Consider the following 19,138-nt stretch of genomic DNA (forward strand, 5'->3'; position numbering starts at 1 on the left):
TGGCGGGTGAGTGAGTCCATGAACTCACTCACCCGCCACGCACCTTCAGGCACCGCGAGATGACCTTGAGTCCGGGTTGGGGGCGGGCCCCGACCCGGACTCCGGGGTGGGGGTTCGCGGCGGGGGGGTGTGGTGGGGGGTGTGGTGGCGGCGCCATTCCTGGGGGGTGGTGCCGTAGGCGGCCCGGAAGCGGCGGCTGAAGTGGGAGGGGTCGGCGAAGCCGTTGGCGCGCGCGATGGCGGCGATGCTGCGGCCGCGCGCGTCCCGGGCCGCGAGCGCGGAGCGGGCCCGTTCCAGCCGGTTGCGCACGATCCACTGTTCCAGGCTGAACTCCGCCTCCCGGCACAGCCGGTAGAGGTGACGCACGGACACCCCGACCGCGGCCGCGATGCCGTCCGCGTTCAGATCGGGATCGGCCAGGTGGGCCAGCACGTGGTGCCGCACGCGGGCCAGCATGATCTCCGCCGGTGTTCCCGGGGCGTCGTCGGGGCCGCGGGCCGCGCTCACCAGTAACGCCCGGAGGAGCTCGACGGTCGCGGTGCCGACGCCCGCGGCGGACTCGTCCCGCTCGAGGGCCGCGGCGTCGCGGGCCAGCGCGGTGAGGTGGTCGGTGACCAGCGGGTAGAGCGGGCTGCGGGCGAGGTTCGGGGCGCCGCGCCGGACGACCTCGCCGGGCAGGCCGAGCGAGGCCAGCGGTACCTGCAGGCCCTGGCCGCATCCGCCCTCGGCGTTGGCGTACTCGAACGCGGAGCTCAGGTCGGTGCAGTACAGCTCGCCGGCGGTCAGCTCGCGGCGGACCCCGAACTGCTCCTGGACGGCGCGCCCGTGCCGGCGCTGCGCGAAGGACAGCACCGGGGGAGCGCTGTCCTGGCGCACGTGCCGGGCGGTGCGGATCATGTGCTGGCCGGCGTTGACGGTCGTGCGGATCAGGCCGACCTCGCCGAAGCTCCACGACTCGATCCGGCCCCGGATGTCGTGCTGGGCGTGCACGCTGAACCGGCTGATGACGGTGAGCGCGACGATGGCGTCCCGGGCGACCTCGGCGCGCCGGTGCGCCGGCAGGTGGTCGAGATCAAGAACCGTCGCCACCGGTGCTCCTCCCATGAATCGTCCCAAGGGTCGCGGATGTGGCACGGAGAGTCCAGAACCGTGCACGCAGAGACCAGCACGGCCGACCCGATCCGCCTAGCGTGGACGTGAGGGGACGCCTGCTGACGACCGGCGCCGGGGACGACTCGCGTGTCCCCGGGCCGCCGAGAGGAGACATCGTGGCGACCGTGACGACGCTGGACGGCACCGAGATCTACTACAAGGACTGGGGCGAGGGCCGGCCCGTGGTTCTCAGCCACGGCTGGCCGCTGCAGGCGGACAGCTGGGAGGCCCAGATGCTCTTCCTGGCCTCGAACGGCTACCGCGTCGTCGCGCACGACCGCCGCGGCCACGGGCGGTCGTCCCAGCCGTGGAACGGCAACGACATGAACACCTACGCCGACGATCTCGCCGCGCTGATCAGTCATCTGGACCTGCGTGAGGTCACGCTGGTCGGGTTCTCGACGGGCGGCGGCGAGGTGGCCCGGTACGTCGGTCGGCACGGCACGGACCGTGTCGCGCAGATCGTGCTGGTCTCCTCCGTGCCGCCGTTCATGCTGAAGACCGACGACAACCCCGGCGGCGTTCCGGTCGAGGTTTTCGACGGCCTCCGTGCCGCCTCGCTCGCCGACCGTTCACAGGCCTACCGGGATCTCGCCGACGGCCCGTTCTTCGGCGCGAACCGTCCCGGGCAGGAACGCTCCCAGGGCATCCGCGACTCGTTCTGGCTGCAGGGAATGCAGACCGGAGCGCGCAACGCGTTCGAGTGCATCGCCGCGTTCTCGGCCACCGACTTCCGGCCCGATCTCGCCGCGTTCGACGTGCCGACGCTCGTCATCCACGGGGACGACGACCAGGTGGTCCCGATCGAGGTCGGCGGCAGGCGGTCGGCGGAACTGGTCAAGGGCGCCGAGCTGACGGTGTACGAAGGTGCTCCGCACGGCATCACCGAGACGCACAAGGACCGGCTGAACGCCGACCTGCTGGCTTTTCTCGCCACCTACCCCGCCTCCGCCTGACCAACAGGGAGACACATTGAGTATCGACAGTGCGGCCAGCCCGGCCGGCTCCGGCAAACCCGACACGATCGTCCTGGTACACGGCCTGTGGATGACCCCGCGCAGCTGGGAGGGCTGGATCAGCCGGTTCGAGGAGAAGGGGTACCGGGTCATCGCGCCCGCCTATCCCGGTTTCGAGGTGGAGGTCGAGGCGCTGCGGGCGGACCCGAAGGTCATCGCCGAGCTCACCGTGCCGGCCACCGTCGACCACCTCGCCGGAGTGATCGAGGGCCTCGACAAGCCGCCGATCATCATGGGGCACTCGTTCGGGGGCACCCTCACCCAGCTGCTGCTCGCCCGCGGGCTCGGCGCGGCCGGAGTCGTCATCGACTCAGCGCCGACCGAGGGGGTGCACGTCAACCCGCTGTCCCAGGTGAAGTCGCTCTTCCCGATCCTGAAGAATCCCGGGAACTTCCACAAGGCGGTCGGGTTTACCCCGGAGGAGTTCCACTACGCCTTCGCGAACACCCTCAGCCGGGAAGAGTCCGACAAGGTCCACGAGCGCTACCACATCCCGGCGCCGGGAAACTGGGTGTGGGTCTACGGCCTGATCGCCAACTTCAAGCCGGGACACCAGGAGACCTGGGTCGACTACGACCGGGACGACCGGGCGCCGCTGCTGTTCATCGGTGGCGGATCGGACCACATCATGCCGCCGTCGGTGAACAGGTCGAACGCGAAGAAGTACCACAACTCGGCGGCGCTGACCGAGTACTTCGAGTTCGAGGGCCGGTCGCACTGGACCTGCGCCGAGCCCGGCTGGGAGGCCGTCGCCGACCACGCGCTGCAGTGGGCCGTCGAGCATGCCGGCCAGCGCCCGTCCAGGACAGCAGCTGGCTGAGGCCCCGCGGCGGCGGGTCTCGTCCGCGGGCCCGCCGTCGCCCGACTGCCGCCCAGTGGCGATCACGCTTCGGTGGGTGGCGGCTCGTCGTGGGCGCGGGCGACGTCGGCGGCGATCAGAGCGTCCACCTCCGCGTTCGTGTAGCCCAGGTTCCTCAGGATGCGCCGGGTGTCGGCTCCCTGCGCCCGTGGGGGACGGCGCACCGAGCCGGGCGTGGCGGACAGTTTGATCGGGATGCCGATCCCGCGATAGCCGTCGAGCTCCACGACCATGTTCCGGTGCCGCAGGTGCGGGTCGGCCAGTGCCTGCGCGACGTCGTGCACCGCCGTCGCGGGTACCCCGCGGGCCAGCAGCTCCCGGGCCAGGCCGTGGCGTGCGCGGGGCGCGATCGCCTCACGCAGGATCGCGCGCAGCGCAGCCACGTTCGCGACCCGGGCGGCGTTCGAGGAGAAGCGCGGGTCCCCGGACAGCTCGTCCCGGCCCAGCGCGGTGGCGAGCGCGGCGAACTGCCGGTCGTTGCCGGCGCCGATGAAGATCGGGCCGTCCGCGGCGTCGAAGGTGTCGTACGGAGCGATCGCGGAGTGGGCCGAGCCGGTCCGGATCGGCACCTGTCCGTCCGCCAGGTGCGCCGCCGAGTGGGGATGAAGCAGGGAGGCAGCTGTGTCGACGAGCGTGCAGTCCACGAGCTGGCCCACGCCGGTGCGGGCGCGGGCGTGCAGTGCGAGCAGGATCCCGGCGAACGCGTAGATGCCGGTGACCATGTCGACGATCGGCACGCCGACCCGCAGCGGGGGCCGGTCCGCCTCGCCGTTGATGCTCATCAGACCGCTGTACGCCTGGGCCACGGCGTCGTATCCGGGCATGGCGCCCATCGGCCCGTCGGGGCCGAAACCGGTGATCCGGCACCGGACGAGCCGGGGATGGCGCGCCCGCAGCGTCGGGTCGTCGAAACCCCAGCGCGCCAGTGTCCCGACCTTGAAGTTCTCCACCAGGACGTCGGCTTCCCCGAGCAGCCGACCGAGCACGTCGTGCCCGGTCGGAGTGCTCAGGTCGAGGCAGATGTTCGTCTTGTTGCGGTTGATCCCGGTGAAGTAGGCGCTGGTGCCGTCGGCGACGAAGGGCGGGCCCCAGGCCCGGGTGTCGTCCCCGGCCGGGGGCTCCACCTTGATCACCTCGGCGCCGTGGTCGGCGAGGAGTTGGGCGCACAGCGGCCCGGCGAGAACCCGGGAGAGGTCGAGGACACGGAGCCCGTCCAGGCTCCCGCCGGGGTCGGTCATCCGTCGTCGTCGCCGTAGTCGATCCGCGCCCGTCGTCTCAGTACGACTTCGGCAGGCCGAGCACGTGCTGGGAGACGTAGTTGAGGACCATCTCCTGGCTGACCGGCGCCAGGCGCATGATCCGCGACTCGCGGAAGTAACGCTCGACGTGGTACTCGCGGGCGTAGCCCATGCCACCGTGGGTCTGGATGGCCTGGTCGGCGGCCTTGAATCCGGCGTCCGCGCACAGCCACTTCGCCATGTTCGCCTCGGGCCCGCAGGGCAGCCCCTGGTCGTAGCGCCAGGCGGCCTTGCGTGCCATCAGCTCGGCGGCGTCCAGCCGGATCTGGGCCTCCGCCAGCGGGAAGGCGATGCCCTGGTTCTGGCCGATCGGCCGGTCGAAGACGATCCGCTCCTTGGCGTAGCGGGTGGCCTTCTCCAGCGAGGCGCGCCCGATGCCCAGCGCCTCGTGGGCGAGCAGGATGCGCTCGGGGTTCAGGCCGTCGAGCAGGTACTTGAAGCCCTTGCCCTCCTCGCCGATGCGCGCGGACTCGGGCACGAAGTAGTTGTCGATGAAAACCTCGTAGGACGAGACCGCGTTGCGCCCCATCTTCGGGATGGCGCGCAGGTCGATGTGGTTCCGGTCGATGTCGATGAGGAACAGCGACATGCCGTCGGTGGGCCGGGCGCTCTCCTCGCGCTTCGTCGTCCGCGCGATGAGGATCATCTTCTGCGAGTCGCCGGCCTTGGTGATCCAGACCTTCCGGCCGTTGATCCGGTAGCCGCCGTCCACCTTCTCGGCGAAGGTGGTGATCCGGGTGGTGTCCGTCCCCGCGTTCGGCTCGGTCACGCCGAAGCACACGTGCAGCGAGCCGTCCGCCGCGGACGGCAGGATCTCCTTCTGCAGGTCCGGGCTACCGTGCTTGACGATCGTGTTCAGGCCGAAAATGGTCAGGTGCATGATGCTGCACCCGTTCATGCCGGCACCCGAGGCGGCGATCTCCTCGAGCAGCAGCGACGCCTCGGCGATTCCCAGCCCGCCGCCGCCGAACTCCGTCGGGATGGCGATGCCGAGCCAGCCGCCCTCGGCGAACGCGTTGTAGAAGTCCCACGGGAACTCGCCCTTCTGGTCCTTCTCCGCCCAGTAGTCGTCCGCGAAGCTGCGGGCGAGCTCCCGCGCCCCGGCCCTGAGCTGCTCCTGATCCGGAGTGAGTTCGAAGTGCATCGGCTGACCTTCCACTGGACGAGGTGGGCGGGACGGCAGTCGCCTGCCGCGGGGACGTCGTGACGTGCACGGTTCCGTGCGGGACGGGACCGCGAGCGGGCTCCGACGACGCCGCGTGTCGCGAACGTGGTGACTACGTCACGCGGCGTCAGTGCGGACTGCTGTTAGGTGGCGCTAACACACTGGCACGCGGCCGTGCCTCTGGTCGCGGGCCTGTTCGAATTTTCACGAGCCTGACGCCGGTGCCGGTGCCCGAATACCTGATGCCGCTGCCTGCCACGTCTCCTACCGCGTCTCCTGTCGCGTTCAGCGCAGGACCGTACCGCCGTCGACGTTGACGACCTGCCCGTTGATCCAGGATCCCTCGTCCGAGAGCAGGTAGGCGACCATGCTCGAGACGTCCCGCGCCTCGCCGTGCCGGGTGCTGCGGGTGCGGGCCAGCATCGCCGACAGCATGTCCGGCGGCGCGCCGTCCCGGATCTCGGCGGTGAGGATCAGGCCGGGCGTGACCGCGTTGGCGCGGATCCCCTCGGTGCCCCACCGGGAGGCGACATGCCGGGCGAGCGCGTTGATGCCCGCCTTGGTCACCGCGTAGGCCGGCCGCTGCGGCTCGCCGGCGAACGACGCGATGGACGACGTGTAGACGAGCGCGCCGCCGCCCCGCTCCAGCAGCCGCGGGATGGCGTGCCGGCTGACGAGCATGTGGCCGCGCAGGTTCACGGCGACCGTGCGGTCCCAGATCGCTAGGTCGATGTCGACGACGTCGCTGTCCTTCTGGACGGCACCCATGTCACCGGCGTTGACGTGCACGGCGTCCAGGCCGCCGTGGGTGCGCACGGTGAAGGCGACGAGCTCCGCGACGGAGGCGTCGTCGGAGATGTCGAAGCCCGCCGCGACCGCGTCCCCACCGGCCTCCAGGATGGCCGCCGCGGTCCGCTCCGCGCCGGCGAGGTCCAGGTCGCCGACGACGACCTTGGCGCCCTCCCTGGCCAGCCGCCCGGCCGAGTCGGCGCCGAGCCCGGTGGCCGCGCCCGCCACCAGAATGATCTTTCCCTGTAGTCCGTCCATAACCGCTTCTCCCACAGTTCCGCGGCGGGGCGCCACCGTCCGCCGGCCGGGCGCGGATCCTTACACGATTCGTACAGGACGCTCGCCGGCGGCTGACCTTTGCACGCCACCATGGTCGTCATGGCAGCCGCGGTCACCACCGACAGCCCCACCGGGGTGCGGGCCGAGCTCGCGCTCCTGTACCGGCGGGCCGGCTTCGGGGCCCGTCCCGACGAGCTCGACGCCGCCGAGCGGGCCGGCTACGAGGCGGCGGCCCGGGGCCTGCTCGACGCGCACGACCGCCCCGACCCCGGGGCGGTACCCCCGCCCGACCTGGACGCCGAGGCCGACCGCCGGCCACCGCCCGCGTCCGACCGGACCGCCCGCGCGGCGTACGCCCGCGGGCTGCGCGAGCGCACCGAGGCGCTGATCGGCTGGTGGCTCGGCCGGATGGTCTCGACCGCCGACCCGGTCACCGAGAAGCTGACGCTCTTCTGGCACGGCCACTTCGCGACGTCCATCCAGAAGGTGCGCTCGCCGGCGCTGATGCTCGCCCAGAACGAGATCTTCCGGCGGTCCGGCCGCGGGCCGTTCGACGCGCTCACCCTCGCCGTCGCGCGCGACCCGGCGATGCTGATCTGGCTGGACGCCGGCCGCAACGTCAGGGAGCACCCGAACGAGAACTTCGCCCGTGAGCTGATGGAGCTGTTCACCCTCGGCATCGGCAACTACGAGGAGCGCGACGTCCGGGAGGCGGCGCGGGCGTTCACCGGCTGGCGGGCCGGCCGCACCGGCCGCTTCACCGTCGCCGCGGCGCAGCACGACTCGGGCACCAAGACGATCCTCGGCCACACCGGTGATCTCGGCGGTGAGGACGTCGTCAGCCTGCTCGCCCACGAACCGGCCTCGCCGCGCTGGGTGTGCTCCCGGCTGTGGAGCCGGTACGCCGCACCGGTGGCACCCGCCGACCAGGCGCTCACTCCGCTGCTCACCGCCTACGGGCCGGGGCTCGACACCGGCGCGGCGCTGCGGGCGATGCTCCTCGCGCCCGGCTTCCGGGCCACCGCCGGGCGTCTGGTGGCGCCGCCGATCGACTACGTGGTGGGCGTGCTCCGCGCGCTGCGGATCACCGTCCCGGCGTCCGGGGCGGGCGGTGCCGCCGCGCCGGCGCGCCTGGCCACGGTGCTGCGCGGCCTCGGCCAGCTCCCGTTCGCGCCGCCCAGCGTCGGCGGCTGGCCGGCGGGCGGCGCGTGGCTGACGACCGCGGCGAGCCTGGTCCGGACCCGCTTCGCGGCGGCGGTCGCGGACGCCGCCGACCTGTCGGCCGTGGCGGACGTTCCGGCCGCCGAGCGGGTGGACGCCGTCGCCCGGCTGCTGTCGGTGCCGAGCTGGAGCGCACGCACCCGCTCCGCGCTGTCGGCGGCGGCCGACGATCCGCCCCGGCTCGTCACCCTCGCCCTGCTCGCCCCGGAGTACCTCGTCACCTGACGCGCCAGGCCCGTGCGCCCCGTCAGCCCCGTCCGTCACCCGGAACGCCTCCGGGCCCAGGCCGATCCGAAGGAAGAGAACGCCATGTCGCTCAGCCGCCGCCGCTTCCTCATCGCCTCCGGCGTCACCGGAGCCGGGGCCCTGGCCGCGGGCGCGGGGGTGCTCAGCTGGGACGCCCTGCACGGCGCCGCCGCCGACCGCCCGCTGGCCGCGGGGACCGGCGTGCTGGTCGTCGTCACCCTCTACGGCGGCAACGACGGCCTGAACACCGTCATCCCCTTCCAGGACCCGGCCTACCGGAAGGCACGCGGCGACCTCGCGCCTGCCGAGCCGGACGTCCACCCGCTGGCCGACGGCCTCGCGCTCGCCCCGGCGCTCCCCGGGCTCGCCGGGCTGTGGAAGGAGGGCCGCCTCGCGGTCGTGCGGGGCGTCGGCTACCCGGAGCCGGATCACAGCCACTTCCGGTCGATGGCCATCTGGCAGACCGCGTCACCGCGGACGGCGTCGACGTCCGGCTGGATCGGGCGCTGGCTCGACGCGCTGGCCGCGAAGGACGACGCGACGGGCGGCCCGGCAGGCGGTTCGACGGCCGGCCCGACGGGTGGTTCGGCCGGTGGCCAGGCGGGCGGCGCCGATCCGCTGCGGGCGCTGGCGATCGGCCCCACGCTGCCGCCGCTGCTGGTCGGCGACCACGCGGTGGGTTCGGCGGTACCCACCGGCGGCTTCGCCGCGCCCAGCGGTCGGCTGGGAGCCGACCTGCACGCGCTCTACCGCCCCGACCCGGCCGACAGCCCGCTGGCCGCCCGGGCCGCCGCATCCGGCGCGGACCTGTTCACCGTCGCCGGGGCGCTCGCCCCGGTGCTCGCCGACGCCCCGGAACGCGACGCCGGCACCCAGGGCCAGCTCGACGGCGGGGACCCCGGGGCAGGCGGTGGCGATGGTGGCGAGCTCGGCGCCCAGCTCGACGTGGTCGCCCGCGCCATAACCGCCGGGGTGCCCACCCGGGTGTACGCGGTGAGCCTGGGCGGCTTCGACACCCATGCCGCCGAGGACGGCACCCACACCCGCCTGCTCGGCCAGCTGGATGCCGCGCTGACCCGCTTCCACCGGTCCATGGCCGCCACGCCCCGCGGGAGCGGGGTGACGACGATGGTCTACTCGGAGTTCGGCCGGCGGGTCGCCGCGAACGCCAGCGACGGCACCGACCACGGCACCGCCGGTCCCGTCCTGCTCCTGGGGCGGCCGGTGCGCGGCGGCTTCTTCGGCGACCAGCCCTCCCTCACCGACCTCGACGACGGCGACCTGCGGGTCACCACGGACTTCCGCTCGGTGTACGCGACGCTGCTGGAGCGCGTCCTGGGAACGGAGGCGGGCACCGTGCTCGGGTCCGACGAGAGCTTCCCCCGCCTCGCGTTTCTCTGACCATGTCCCAGGCGTGGCCTGGCCCGCGAGCGGCCCGGCTCCGCGATTCCACCCCGGCCGGCCGGCCGGCTCCGGTTCCCGTGACCAGCACACTCACTGAGGTGGACACCCACACGCAGATGGACGCGGACACCCACGCTCCCGAGCTTGTCCTCGTCGTCGAGGACGAGGCGCACATCGCCGAGTTGATCCGCATGTACCTCGTCCGGGAGGGGTTCGCCGTCGAGGTCCGCGCCGACGGTCCGGCCGGCCTGGCGGCGGCGCGTGCCCTCACCCCGGTCGCGGTCATCCTGGACGTCCGCCTGCCCGGCCTGGACGGCCGTGAGCTGCTGCGGGCCCTGCGCGCCGACGGTGACTGGGTGCCGGTGCTGCTGGTGACGGCCCGCGACGACGAGGTCGACCGCGTCGTCGGCCTGGAACTGGGCGCCGACGACTACGTCACGAAGCCGTTCTCGCCCCGCGAGCTGGTCGCGCGGCTGCGCGCCGTCCTGCGGCGCACCAGCGGGCCCGCCGCGCTCGCACGGTCGACCGACGTCGCCGGTGCGCCTGCCGGTCCTGGTGCCGGTGCCGGTCCTGACGCCAATGCCGGCGGCCCGGTGCTGCGCGCCGGGGTCGTCGTGCTCGACGTCGGGCGGCGGCGGGTGCTCGCCGGCGACCGCGAGGTGACCCTCACGACCACCGAGTTCGACCTGCTCGCGGCCCTGCTGCGCCGCCCCGGCCTGGTCCACACCCGGGACCGCCTGCTCGCCGACGTGTGGGGCTACCAGGCGAGCGCCGGCACCCGGACCGTCGACGTGCACGTGGCCCAGGTCCGGGCGAAACTCGGCCCGGCCAGCCCGATCCGCACCGTCCGCGGCGTCGGGTACACCGCCGATGCCTGACCCCGGGAGCCGCCCGAACCCGCGGAATCGGCGGCCCGCCGGGCTGGCGGTGCGGATCGCCCTGGCGACGACCGCCGTCGCCGCGCTCGCGGTCCTGCTCACCGGCACGATCTTCGCCGGTCTCGTCGGCGGAGCCGCGGACGACGAGGCCCGCCGCGCGCTCGGCCGGCAGGCGGACGTCGTCGTCGCGCTCTACGACCGTCCCAACGCGACCGCCGACCTGCGCGCCGGGGTGACCAGGACGATCGCCGCCCAGCGGGTGACCTTCGTCCGGGTCGCCCCGGACGGCCGTCCGACCGCGCGCCAGGGGCCCGGTGGCGGCAGGGGCCTCGAGCTCCCGGCCGACGTCCTCGCCCGGGTCGCCTCCGGTGCGGAGGTCGGCACGGCCCGCACCGCCGGCGGCCGGCGGGTGATCGTCGTCGGCCGGCCGCTCGCCCACGGCGGCGCGATCGCGCTCGTGCAACCGGCGTCCGAGAGTCGCGAGCTCGCCGGCGCCGTCCTGCGGCGGCTCGGGATCGCGCTGGTGTGCGGCCTGGCCGCCGCGACCGTCGCCGGCGCCGTCCTGGCGCGCCGGCTCGCCCGCCCGCTGCGGCGCCTCGCCGACGCCGCCCACCAGCTCGCCGCGGGCCGGCGCGACATCCGGGTCGGCACCGGCGGTCCGCGCGGCCCGGCCGAGGTGGCGGACGTCGGTGCCGCCCTCGACGGCCTCGCCGCGGCTCTCGCCGTCAGCGAGGACCGGCAGCGCAGGTTCCTGCTGTCCGTCTCGCACGAGCTGCGCACCCCGCTGACGGCCGTCCAGGGTTTCGCGGAGGCGCTCGCGGACGGCGTGACCGAGCCGGCCGACACCGCCGGCACCGGTCGGATCATCCTCGGGGAGGCCCGCCGTCTCGACCGACTCGTCACCGACCTGCTCGACCTCGCCCGGCTCGGCGCGGACGACTTCCGGGTCGACCTCGCGCCCGTGGACCTGGGCGCTCTGGTGGCCGGGGCGGTGGAGGTCTGGCGGCCGCGGTGCACGGCGGCCGGCGTCGAGCTGCGGGTCGAGCTGCCGGACGGGCCGGTGCCGGTGGTCACCGACCCGGTCCGCTTCCGGCAGATCGTCGACGGACTGGCCGAGAACGCGCTGCGGGTGGTCCCGGCCGGCGCGCCGATCGTGATGGCGCTGGGCGGCGGTCCCCAGGGGGCAGTGGTCCCTCAGGGGGTGGTGGTCCCCCCGGAGGCGGTGTTCGAGGTGCGGGACGGCGGTCCCGGCCTCACCGCCGACGACCTCGCCGTGGCCTTCGACCGCTCGGCGCTGTTCGAGCGCTACCGGGGCCGCCGGCCCGTCTCGACCGGCGTCGGGCTGGCGCTCGTCGCCGGGCTGGCCCGCCGCCTCGGCGGTGAGCCGTTCGCCGGGCACGCCCCCGAAGGCGGCGCCGTCTTCGGTATCCGGCTGCCGCCCGGCTGACCCTGCGTGGGGGAATGGCGGCCCTCTGAACTGGGCGGCTGGTGCTTGATGCACGCAGAATGTCACCAGGCGCGTGGCGGCGATCCGGGTGATCTCCGGCGCTCCCACCTGAACGGTCATGCTCGCCGATGGCCGTCCGTGAACGATCACGAAGGGGCCGACCGTGCCGGAGACGTCCGAGCTGACCGCCCCCGTCGGGCGCCGATGGCGGGTGCCGATGGGGGCCCGCTCCGCCGACGAGAGCCACCGGGCGTCGACCCCGCTGGAGCTGCTGTTCGACCTGACCTTCGTGGTCGCCGTCGCGGCCGCCGCGGTCGAGCTGGCGCACGCCGTCGCCGACGACCACGTCGGGGACGGCCTCGTCAGCTTCCTGATGGTCTTCTTCGCCATCTGGTGGGCGTGGATGAACTTCACCTGGTTCGCCTCCGCCTACGACTGCGACGACGTCCCGTACCGGCTGCTGACGTTGCTGCAGATGGGCGGCGTGCTCGTGCTCGCCGCGGGCGTGCCCGCCGCGTTCGAGGACACCGACTTCACCGCGGTGACGGCCGGCTACGTCATCATGCGGGCGGCGATGGTGACGCAGTGGCTGCGCGCCGGGCACAGCGACCCGGCGAGCCGGTCGACCGCCTACCGCTACGCCGCCGGCACCGTCGTGATCCAGGCCGGCTGGCTGGCCCGGCTGGCGCTGCCCGAGACCGCGGGGTTCGTCGGCTTCTTCGTGCTCGTCGTGCTGGAGCTGGCCGTCCCGCCGTGGGCCGAGCGGCACACGGGGACCACCTGGCACCCGCACCACATCGCCGAGCGGTACGGCCTGTTCACGATCATCGTGCTCGGTGAGAGCGTGCTCGCGGCGTCCCGCGCGCTCACCCCGGCGGTCGAGGCCGGCGTCACCACCGACACCGTCCTGCTCGGCGGCGGCGGGCTCGCCGCCCTGTTCGGCTGCTGGTGGCTGTACTTCGCCGCGCCCGCCGGCCGGGGCCTGGCCACCCACCGCGGGATGTCGTTCTACTGGGGCTACGGGCACTACGGGATCTTCGCCGCGCTCGCCGCGCTCGGCGCGGGCCTCGAGGTCACGGCGGAGACACTCGTCCACGACATCCACGCCTCGGACGGCGTCGCCGGTTTCGCCGTCGCGCTGCCCCTGATCGCGTTCCTGCTGCTGCTCTGGGCCCTGCACGCGCCGCTGGAGGCCGCGCCGGTCACCTACCTCGGCGTCGTCGTGGCCGCCTGCGGCGCGCTGGCCGTGATCGCCTGGACGGCCGCCGCCGGCCTCGCCCTGCCCTGGGCCGTCGTCCTGCTGAACCTGCCGATCTGGGCCGCCATCGCCCTCCAGGTCATCGTGGACGACCGCCGCACCCGGACGTCCACCGTGCCCGGATGACCACCGTGGACGCCTGACCGCCCGTGGGCGTGGGCCCACGCGCTCAGCGTGCCGGCGGGTTGAACTCGGGCTGGTCGAGCAGCCGCAGCCAACTCCCGTCCGGCTGGCGGCGGACGACCTGCGCCCTGGCGCCGGTCCCGTCCCTCGGCGGCGTCGACGTGAGCGCGATGTCGCCGCTGACCAGGGTGGGCAGCGGCTGCTCCGGCTCGAAGCGGGGGCCGCCGGCCAGCACCGCCGCCCACAGCTCCCGGATGGCCTCCCGGCCCACCGTCCGGCCGCCGGGCGGGTAGGCCAGCACCGCGTTCTCCTCGTAGAGCGCGGCGACGCCGGTGGCGTCACCGGCGTTGGAACGCTCGACGAACAGCCGGGTGATGTCCTCGGGCCGCATCGCCTTCTCGTAGTCCTGGTAGCCCCGTTCCTGGCGGTCCGCGTGCTGCTGCATGGCTTCCTCCTGTCAGCTGTGTCCTGCCGTCCAGCCTGGGACCGGGGGAGCCAGAAGTCCAACAGATGGATCTGCTTGCAGCTAGCATCATTGCTTATGGAGCTGCGCCAGTTGGAGTACTTCGTCGCGGTCGCCGAGGAACGGAACTTCACCCGGGCGGCCGAGCGCAGCCACGTCAGCCAGTCCGGGGTCAGCGCACAGATCCGCCAGCTCGAACGGGATCTCGGCGCCGAGCTGTTCGACCGGTCCGGTCGCGCCGCGACGCTCACCGCCGCCGGGGAGGCCGCGCTGGGCTGCGCCCGCGCCGCGCTCGCCGCCACCGCGGCCCTGCGCCAGGCGGTCGGCGAGGTCACCGGCCTGATCCGCGGCCAGCTCACCGTCGGGATGGTCACCGGCTGCACCGTCACGCCGCTGTTCGACGCCCTCGCCGGTTTCCGCGGTGCCCACCCAGGGGTGGACGTCTCCCTGCTGGAAGGCAACTCCGACCAGCTCGTCTCGGAGGTCCGTGCCGGGACGGTCGACCTGGCCCTGGTGGGCAGTGCCGCCCCGGCTCCCGAGGGGCTGGGGGCGCTGACGATCGTCGAGGAGCGGCTGGTGGCGGCCGTCCAGCCCGGTCACACCCTGGCGGAGCGGCCCCGGACCACCCTGCGTGACCTGTGTAGGCATCCGATCGTGTGCATGCCGCCCGGTACCGGCCTGCGCACCGTGTTCGACCTGGCCTGCCAGGCCCGCGACCTTCATCCCAGGATCGCGTTGCAGGCCAGCGCGCCGGACGCCATCGCCGACCTCGCCAGCCGCGGCCTGGGCGTGGCCGTCCTCAGCATGTCGATGGCGGCGGCGTACGGTGACCGGCTTATCGCGCTGCCCGTGAACGGCCTGGAGTCGCCAGCGCTGCTCACCTTTGTCTGGCGTGCCCCGGCCAGCCCCGCCGTCCGCGAACTGCTCGCCCACGCCCGCCGGGCCTTCGCCGTCCCCGATCCGGATGGTCCCGCGAACGGTGTTCCAGCCCCGACACGGCAGACCCCCACCTGACTGAGCCCGACACGACGGAGCCGGGTCACCCGGCCCGGCGGGCGGTGACGATGTACGCGGTCTCACTGAACAGGAAGTCGCCATCGTCCTGCGCCGCCCGGAGCTGGCGGCTCCACTCCGCGAGCTCGTCCAGGCTCACGTGGCCCAACTCGTGGTCGGCGCAGCGGTGGACGGCGTCGTGGATCTCGCCCAGCCGGAGCGGCATGGCCTCCGCGAGCGTCGGCGAGACGGTCGTGTGCGCCTCGACGGACTCGAGCGCCAGCGGGCTGCGCCGCACCAGGCCCGCGAGGCGACGTCCCAGCTGCGGGTCGGTGGCCGCCATGTACTCGTAGGGGACCGGCAGCTCCGCGTAGGTGAGCAGCACCCGGCGGGCCAGGTCGCGGTCCGCGATCGCGACGGCGATCGTCTCGAAGTCGGTGTGGGCGAGCACCGCGCGCCCACCCGGCCGCAGGACCCGGGCGATCTCGTCCAGCAACGCCGCCGGATCGGTGAGGCACTCGAGCGTGTTGTTGGAGATCACGACGTCGACGCGGGCGTTGGCGAACGGCAGGGCCCCGCTCAGATCATGCTGGACGGCGCCTGCCCCGGGCAGCGCGGCGGTGAGGCGGCGCAGCGGCTCGGGGTTCAGGTCGAGCCCGATCAGCCGCGCCGAGGGGGACCGGCGGGTGATCGCGGCGAGGGTGTCGCCGTGGCCGGCGCCCAGGTCGACCAGCGTGTCCGCCGGCCCGGGGTCGGCGAGGTCCGCTATGCGCTCATGCACCGTCCCGGCCGACGTCGGTGAGCCGGTTCAGGAAGGGGAGGAGGGCTGCGAGGTACACGTCCGGATCACCGCTCCACAGGTCGTGGCCGGCGCCGGGGATGGTCGCGATCTCGACCGTGGGCAGCGCCCGGCGCCACTGGTCGGCGACCTGGTCGGTGACCACCGTGCTGCGGCGCCCGCCCCTGATCACCAGGACGGGAAAGCTCAGCCCGGAAAGCCGGTCCCACAGCGGTACGTCCCGGCTCTCGGCGAAGACCGCCCGTGCCGCGTGTTCCGCCATCCGGTCGATCATCGGCACGCCGCGGATCTCCGCCCGCAGCTGCCGCTCGACGACGGCGTCGGGCGGGCGCACGTGCCGTGCCCCGTAGTCGCCGACCACCAGCCCGCGTACCCGCTCCGGATGCTCGAGCGCATACCCGAGCGCGTAGGACGACCCGCGGGAGAACGCGACGAGAACCGGCCGCTCCACCTCGAGCGCGCTGATGACCGCGCCCAGGTCGCTGATGTGGTCTTCCCACGTGTACCCGCTGGCCGGCGCGTCGCTGCCACCCCGCCCACGCAGGTCGACGACGACAGCCCGCCGCTCACCGAGCTGGTCGAGCAGCCAGCCGTACTCGGCCGCGGACTCGCCCATGCCCGGCACCACCACGACCGGCGGCGCGGCGGCGCCGGGCAGCCCGTTGTCGAGCGCGTGTAACCGGACCCCGCCGTTGCTGACGAAGACGGACGCCCCGGCGCCACGCGGCTCGGTCACGGTCGCCGTCATGAGGACCTGCCGCGGTTCTTCATGGACGTCAGCCCGGCGAGGGAAGGAATGCCGTTGTTCCGCAGCGCGGCGCGGGCGTGGGCCAGGTGGTGCATGTCGAACACCGAGTCGACGGCGGTGCTGAAGCCCTGGACGTCGAGGGTGTGGTTGACGGCGCGCTTGGCCATGCGCAGCGCGAACGGGTCCTGGCGGGCGATGCGGCGGGCAAGCTCCAGGGTGGCCGGGTACAGGTCGTCGAGCGGGACGACCCTGTTGACCATGCCGAGCCCGAGCGCCTCGGCGGCCGTGACGGGACCGCCGGTGAACAGCAGTTCCTTGGCCTTGCGGGCCCCGAGCTCCCAGGTGTGACCGTGGTACTCCACGCCGCCGATGCCCATGTGCAGGACGGGGTCGGAGAACTCGGCGTTGTCGGCGGCGACGATGAGATCGCAGGGCCAGCAGAGCATGAGCCCACCGGCGATGCACTTGCCCTGGACGGCGGCGATCGACGGCTTCGGGATGTCCCGCCAGGTCTTCGCATAGTGCAGGTAGTGCCGGGTCTCCCAGTCGTAGCCGCTGTCGGGCGTCCACGCCGGGCGCGGGACGTCGCTCTCGGTGCCGGACATGTCGTGGCCGGCCGAGAAGTGTTTCCCGGTCGATCTCAGAATGATGACCCGGACCTCGGCATCGGCGTCGGCGGCCTGCCAGGCTTCGTCGAGCTCGCGCAGGACCTTGGGGTTCTGCGCGTTGGCGGCCTGCGGCCGGTTAAGGGTGATGACGGCGATGTGCTCGTCAACAACCTCGTAGTCGACGTGCTCGGCCTCGTAGCCGACCTGCTCGGGCCGCGTCGCGCTGCCGGTCGGGTTTGTGGTCGGGCTGTCGCTCGCGTTGCTGGTCGGGCTCAGGGTCGGGCTGTCGGTCGCGTTGTCGGGATGCATCGGGTCTCCTTCGCCGGTGCTGGGCGGACGGGAGCGGGACCGCGGTCGACGGGAGCCCGGGAATAGCTGTCCGACATCGACGTCGACATCAATATTCATCCACGGGAGTCGGAAAAGGTCAACGCTCACCCTTAGCCTCGCCCCCACCCCATGCTTCCCGCCACCCCTGTGCCACTTCCCACCCTGCTCGCAGCCCCGCTCACGGCCCCGAACCGCAGCTCCCGGCCCCGGAGCCGGCCCGGTCCCTGGTAGCCGCGGTCGCGGAAGTCGCTGGATGGCCGGGTTCGGGTGGGTGAGGTGTTCTGGGGGGCTCGAGCCCGGTTTGATGGTGTCCGGTTGGACACGAGGGGGTCGGTTGCTGTGGAGATCGACGGGATGATGCTGGCGTTGCTGGAGATCCCGGCTGAGTGCACGGTCGAGTACAACCGGTGGTACGACCTCGACCACATGCCCGAGCACCTGGCCAAGCCCGACGTGCTCCTGGGACGTCGCTACGTCGCGCCCCGCGACCTGCGGGAAGCGCCGGGGGTCGTCCGGTCCGACCTGCTCGGCGGGTATCCGCCGTACCTGACCACCTACTGGTTCGGCGGTCCGCTGGACATGACCAGCGAGCAGGCCCGCGAGGGCTGGCTCGCCCTGGATCGGACGCTCCTCAAAGGCGGGCGCTTCTGGCGGATCGGGCGGCCTCGCCACAGCTCGCGGTGGCGGGTCGCCGCGGCGTGGAGCCGCCCGGGGTGCCTGGTGCGCCCCGTCGCCGTCCCGTATCTCGCGCACCGAGGGGTGATCGTGGCGCTCGGGCGGGCGCCGTCGGCGGCCCGGCTGGGCGAGGCGGTGGACTGGTGGGAGCGGGTGCACCTGCCCGACCTGGCGGCCGTGCCCGGCCTCCTCGGCGCCGTCCGGCTGAAGTGGGCGGACGAGATCGGCGGGGCCGAGGCCGGCGGGGGCGAGATCAGCGGAGACGAGGCCGGCGGGGGCGAGGCTGTCGACGCCGCACCGGGGTCGGATCTCGTGCTGCACATGCTGCTCTGCGAGGACCCGCCCGAGCTGGTGATGGGGCGGATCGAGGAGGCCAAGCGGTACTGGCGGGCCGTCGGCCGGTTCCCCGCGCACCGCGGGGCCTACGAGGAGCTGGCCTTCCTGCCCTACCGGCTGATCGTGCCGCTCGAGTACGACTTCGACATCACCGAGGACGGGACCGAGGAGGTCACCGCGAGAACCGCGGACGTCACCGGTGACGTCCGCGGGGACATCGCCGGGTGAGCGCACCGAGAGCGCAACGGGCGCGGTGGCCGGGCGCGGCCGTCCCGGACCGGCGGGCGTCGGGTGGGTGGCGCGGGTGCGGGAATATCACGATGGTCCGGCGCCGCTGAGCGTGCGGGTGGCGACGTTCACGACGGGTGGCGTCGTCCAGGAGAGGTGCGTCGCGTGCGGTGGTCGATGCCGCCGTGTCGACGGCCTCGCGACGACGGAGGTAGGACATGGGCAAGCTCGATGACGGGGCGAAGGAACTGCTGGAGAAGCCCTTCCACGGGTGGGTGACCACGTTGACCGCGGACGGCTCGCCGCACAGCACGGTGGTCTGGGTCGACGTCGACGGCGACGATGTCCTGTTCAACACCGCGGTCGGCCGGGTCAAGGAGAAGCACCTGCGCAAGGACCCGCGGGTGTCCGTGGGCGTGCTGGACCCGGAAGACCGCTACCACCTGGTGAGCGTGACGGGGACGGCCACGCTCGACACCGAGGGCGCCGACGCCCACATCGACCGGCTGGCCAAGAAGTACCTCGGGGTCGACAGCTACCCGTTCCGCAAGCCCGGCGAGCAGCGGATCATCGTCCGGATCACGCCGAGCAAGGTCGTCTACAACGCCGGTTCCTGACCGCCGCGCCGCCCGCGGTCGCCGGCCTCGTCCGGCGACCGCCCAGCCACCGGCCGTCGCATTCCGGCCCAGACGTAGCCGGACAAGCCGGTCTCCGTCACCACATGGTGGGCTGGATCGGGGGTTCGCGGCGGTAACGGGGTAACTGTTGAAGTTCTGTCAAAAATCGCTATACGTTTTCAGTCTGACCTCTTGCGGTGCCACGT

18 protein-coding genes are annotated in these 19,138 nt (G+C 73.4%); 10 read left to right on the top strand and 8 right to left on the bottom strand.

The window, feature by feature from the left end:
- Positions 1–45 precede the first annotated feature (45 nt).
- On the bottom strand, positions 46–1,089 hold the full coding sequence (locus MXD62_RS18825) for a helix-turn-helix domain-containing protein (protein WP_248830828.1): 1,044 nt from the start codon (positions 1,087–1,089) through the stop codon (positions 46–48).
- Positions 1,090–1,268: 179 nt separating this feature from the next.
- Between MXD62_RS18825 and MXD62_RS18830 the strand changes: the two genes are divergently transcribed.
- Together MXD62_RS18830 and MXD62_RS18835 are read left to right on the top strand one after the other, a co-directional pair.
- Complete coding sequence (locus MXD62_RS18830) at positions 1,269–2,108, top strand: alpha/beta fold hydrolase (RefSeq protein WP_248830829.1); 840 nt, start codon at positions 1,269–1,271, stop codon at positions 2,106–2,108.
- 16 nt (positions 2,109–2,124) lie between these two features.
- Positions 2,125–2,988 carry an alpha/beta hydrolase gene (locus MXD62_RS18835; protein ID WP_248830830.1) on the top strand — a complete coding sequence of 288 codons (864 nt, stop codon included), beginning with the start codon at positions 2,125–2,127 and terminating at the stop codon, positions 2,986–2,988.
- Positions 2,989–3,050: 62 nt separating this feature from the next.
- On the opposite strand, the gene MXD62_RS18840 is transcribed toward MXD62_RS18835, so the two are convergent.
- The 3 genes from MXD62_RS18840 to MXD62_RS18850 all read right to left on the bottom strand — a co-directional run bounded on the left by MXD62_RS18840 (position 3,051) and on the right by MXD62_RS18850 (position 6,537).
- Positions 3,051–4,265 carry a CaiB/BaiF CoA-transferase family protein gene (locus tag MXD62_RS18840; protein WP_248830831.1) on the bottom strand — a complete coding sequence of 405 codons (1,215 nt, stop codon included), beginning with the start codon at positions 4,263–4,265 and terminating at the stop codon, positions 3,051–3,053.
- A gap of 37 nt (positions 4,266–4,302) precedes the next feature.
- Positions 4,303–5,469 carry an acyl-CoA dehydrogenase family protein gene (locus MXD62_RS18845; protein ID WP_248830832.1) on the bottom strand — a complete coding sequence of 389 codons (1,167 nt, stop codon included), beginning with the start codon at positions 5,467–5,469 and terminating at the stop codon, positions 4,303–4,305.
- 306 nt (positions 5,470–5,775) lie between these two features.
- Positions 5,776–6,537: an SDR family NAD(P)-dependent oxidoreductase gene (locus tag MXD62_RS18850; protein WP_248830833.1), complete on the bottom strand. Its 762-nt coding sequence runs from the start codon at positions 6,535–6,537 to the stop codon at positions 5,776–5,778.
- A 120-nt stretch (positions 6,538–6,657) separates the two neighbouring features.
- On the opposite strand from MXD62_RS18850, the gene MXD62_RS18855 reads away from it, so the two are divergent.
- From MXD62_RS18855 to MXD62_RS18875, 5 genes are all read left to right on the top strand, one after another.
- Positions 6,658–8,004 (top strand): DUF1800 family protein, encoded by a 1,347-nt coding sequence (locus MXD62_RS18855; RefSeq protein ID WP_248830834.1) that lies wholly within the window; start codon positions 6,658–6,660, stop codon positions 8,002–8,004.
- 84 nt (positions 8,005–8,088) lie between these two features.
- Positions 8,089–9,426, top strand: a complete 1,338-nt coding sequence (locus MXD62_RS18860) for a DUF1501 domain-containing protein (RefSeq protein WP_248830835.1) — start codon at positions 8,089–8,091, stop codon at positions 9,424–9,426.
- 119 nt (positions 9,427–9,545) lie between these two features.
- Positions 9,546–10,307, top strand: a complete 762-nt coding sequence (locus MXD62_RS18865) for a response regulator transcription factor (protein WP_248830865.1) — start codon at positions 9,546–9,548, stop codon at positions 10,305–10,307.
- Positions 10,300–11,754, top strand: a complete 1,455-nt coding sequence (locus MXD62_RS18870) for a cell wall metabolism sensor histidine kinase WalK (protein ID WP_248830836.1) — start codon at positions 10,300–10,302, stop codon at positions 11,752–11,754. The genes MXD62_RS18865 and MXD62_RS18870 overlap by 8 nt, the downstream gene beginning before the upstream one ends.
- A gap of 163 nt (positions 11,755–11,917) precedes the next feature.
- The gene (locus MXD62_RS18875) at positions 11,918–13,138 is read left to right on the top strand and encodes a low temperature requirement protein A (protein WP_248830837.1); all 1,221 of its coding nucleotides are present in this window, start codon (positions 11,918–11,920) and stop codon (positions 13,136–13,138) included.
- Positions 13,139–13,181: 43 nt separating this feature from the next.
- Here the strand turns inward: MXD62_RS18875 and MXD62_RS18880 are convergent, their stop codons facing one another.
- Complete coding sequence (locus tag MXD62_RS18880; RefSeq protein ID WP_248830838.1) at positions 13,182–13,580, bottom strand: nuclear transport factor 2 family protein; 399 nt, start codon at positions 13,578–13,580, stop codon at positions 13,182–13,184.
- Positions 13,581–13,676: 96 nt separating this feature from the next.
- On the opposite strand from MXD62_RS18880, the gene MXD62_RS18885 reads away from it, so the two are divergent.
- Positions 13,677–14,612, top strand: a complete 936-nt coding sequence (locus tag MXD62_RS18885; RefSeq protein WP_248830866.1) for a LysR family transcriptional regulator — start codon at positions 13,677–13,679, stop codon at positions 14,610–14,612.
- 25 nt (positions 14,613–14,637) lie between these two features.
- On the opposite strand, the gene MXD62_RS18890 is transcribed toward MXD62_RS18885, so the two are convergent.
- The 3 genes from MXD62_RS18890 to MXD62_RS18900 are packed head-to-tail and all read right to left on the bottom strand — an operon-like array spanning position 14,638 to position 17,055.
- Positions 14,638–15,372: a methyltransferase domain-containing protein gene (locus MXD62_RS18890; RefSeq protein ID WP_248830839.1), complete on the bottom strand. Its 735-nt coding sequence runs from the start codon at positions 15,370–15,372 to the stop codon at positions 14,638–14,640.
- A complete protein-coding gene (locus MXD62_RS18895; RefSeq protein WP_248830840.1) occupies positions 15,365–16,138 on the bottom strand; it encodes an alpha/beta fold hydrolase in 774 nt (257 codons plus the stop codon). Before MXD62_RS18895 ends, MXD62_RS18890 begins: the two co-directional genes overlap by 8 nt.
- The gene (locus tag MXD62_RS18900) at positions 16,135–17,055 is read right to left on the bottom strand and encodes an enoyl-CoA hydratase (RefSeq protein WP_248830841.1); all 921 of its coding nucleotides are present in this window, start codon (positions 17,053–17,055) and stop codon (positions 16,135–16,137) included. Before MXD62_RS18900 ends, MXD62_RS18895 begins: the two co-directional genes overlap by 4 nt.
- A gap of 360 nt (positions 17,056–17,415) precedes the next feature.
- Here MXD62_RS18900 and MXD62_RS18905 point away from each other — a divergent pair, with 360 nt between their 5' ends.
- Together MXD62_RS18905 and MXD62_RS18910 are read left to right on the top strand one after the other, a co-directional pair.
- A complete protein-coding gene (locus MXD62_RS18905) occupies positions 17,416–18,315 on the top strand; it encodes a hypothetical protein (RefSeq protein WP_248830842.1) in 900 nt (299 codons plus the stop codon).
- 218 nt (positions 18,316–18,533) lie between these two features.
- Positions 18,534–18,932, top strand: coding sequence for a PPOX class F420-dependent oxidoreductase (locus MXD62_RS18910; RefSeq protein ID WP_248830843.1), 399 nt, complete (start codon positions 18,534–18,536; stop codon positions 18,930–18,932).
- Positions 18,933–19,138: the final 206 nt, after the last annotated feature.

Source organism: Frankia sp. Mgl5 (assembly GCF_023242985.1).
GTDB lineage: Bacteria > Actinomycetota > Actinomycetes > Frankiales > Frankiaceae > Parafrankia > Parafrankia soli.

What these genes read in the sequence shown, in the direction of transcription:
- MXD62_RS18840 (WP_248830831.1), bottom strand. Translation starts at nt 4,265, where the DNA reads ATGACCGACCCCGGCGGGAGCCTGGACGGGCTCCGTGTCCTCGACCTC.
- MXD62_RS18845 (WP_248830832.1), bottom strand. Translation starts at nt 5,469, where the DNA reads ATGCACTTCGAACTCACTCCGGATCAGGAGCAGCTCAGGGCCGGGGCG.
- MXD62_RS18850 (WP_248830833.1), bottom strand. Translation starts at nt 6,537, where the DNA reads ATGGACGGACTACAGGGAAAGATCATTCTGGTGGCGGGCGCGGCCACC.
- MXD62_RS18855 (WP_248830834.1), top strand. Translation starts at nt 6,658, where the DNA reads ATGGCAGCCGCGGTCACCACCGACAGCCCCACCGGGGTGCGGGCCGAG.
- MXD62_RS18860 (WP_248830835.1), top strand. Translation starts at nt 8,089, where the DNA reads ATGTCGCTCAGCCGCCGCCGCTTCCTCATCGCCTCCGGCGTCACCGGA.
- MXD62_RS18865 (WP_248830865.1), top strand. Translation starts at nt 9,546, where the DNA reads ATGGACGCGGACACCCACGCTCCCGAGCTTGTCCTCGTCGTCGAGGAC.
- MXD62_RS18870 (WP_248830836.1), top strand. Translation starts at nt 10,300, where the DNA reads ATGCCTGACCCCGGGAGCCGCCCGAACCCGCGGAATCGGCGGCCCGCC.
- MXD62_RS18880 (WP_248830838.1), bottom strand. Translation starts at nt 13,580, where the DNA reads ATGCAGCAGCACGCGGACCGCCAGGAACGGGGCTACCAGGACTACGAG.
- MXD62_RS18885 (WP_248830866.1), top strand. Translation starts at nt 13,677, where the DNA reads ATGGAGCTGCGCCAGTTGGAGTACTTCGTCGCGGTCGCCGAGGAACGG.
- MXD62_RS18895 (WP_248830840.1), bottom strand. Translation starts at nt 16,138, where the DNA reads ATGACGGCGACCGTGACCGAGCCGCGTGGCGCCGGGGCGTCCGTCTTC.
- MXD62_RS18900 (WP_248830841.1), bottom strand. Translation starts at nt 17,055, where the DNA reads ATGCATCCCGACAACGCGACCGACAGCCCGACCCTGAGCCCGACCAGC.
- MXD62_RS18910 (WP_248830843.1), top strand. Translation starts at nt 18,534, where the DNA reads ATGGGCAAGCTCGATGACGGGGCGAAGGAACTGCTGGAGAAGCCCTTC.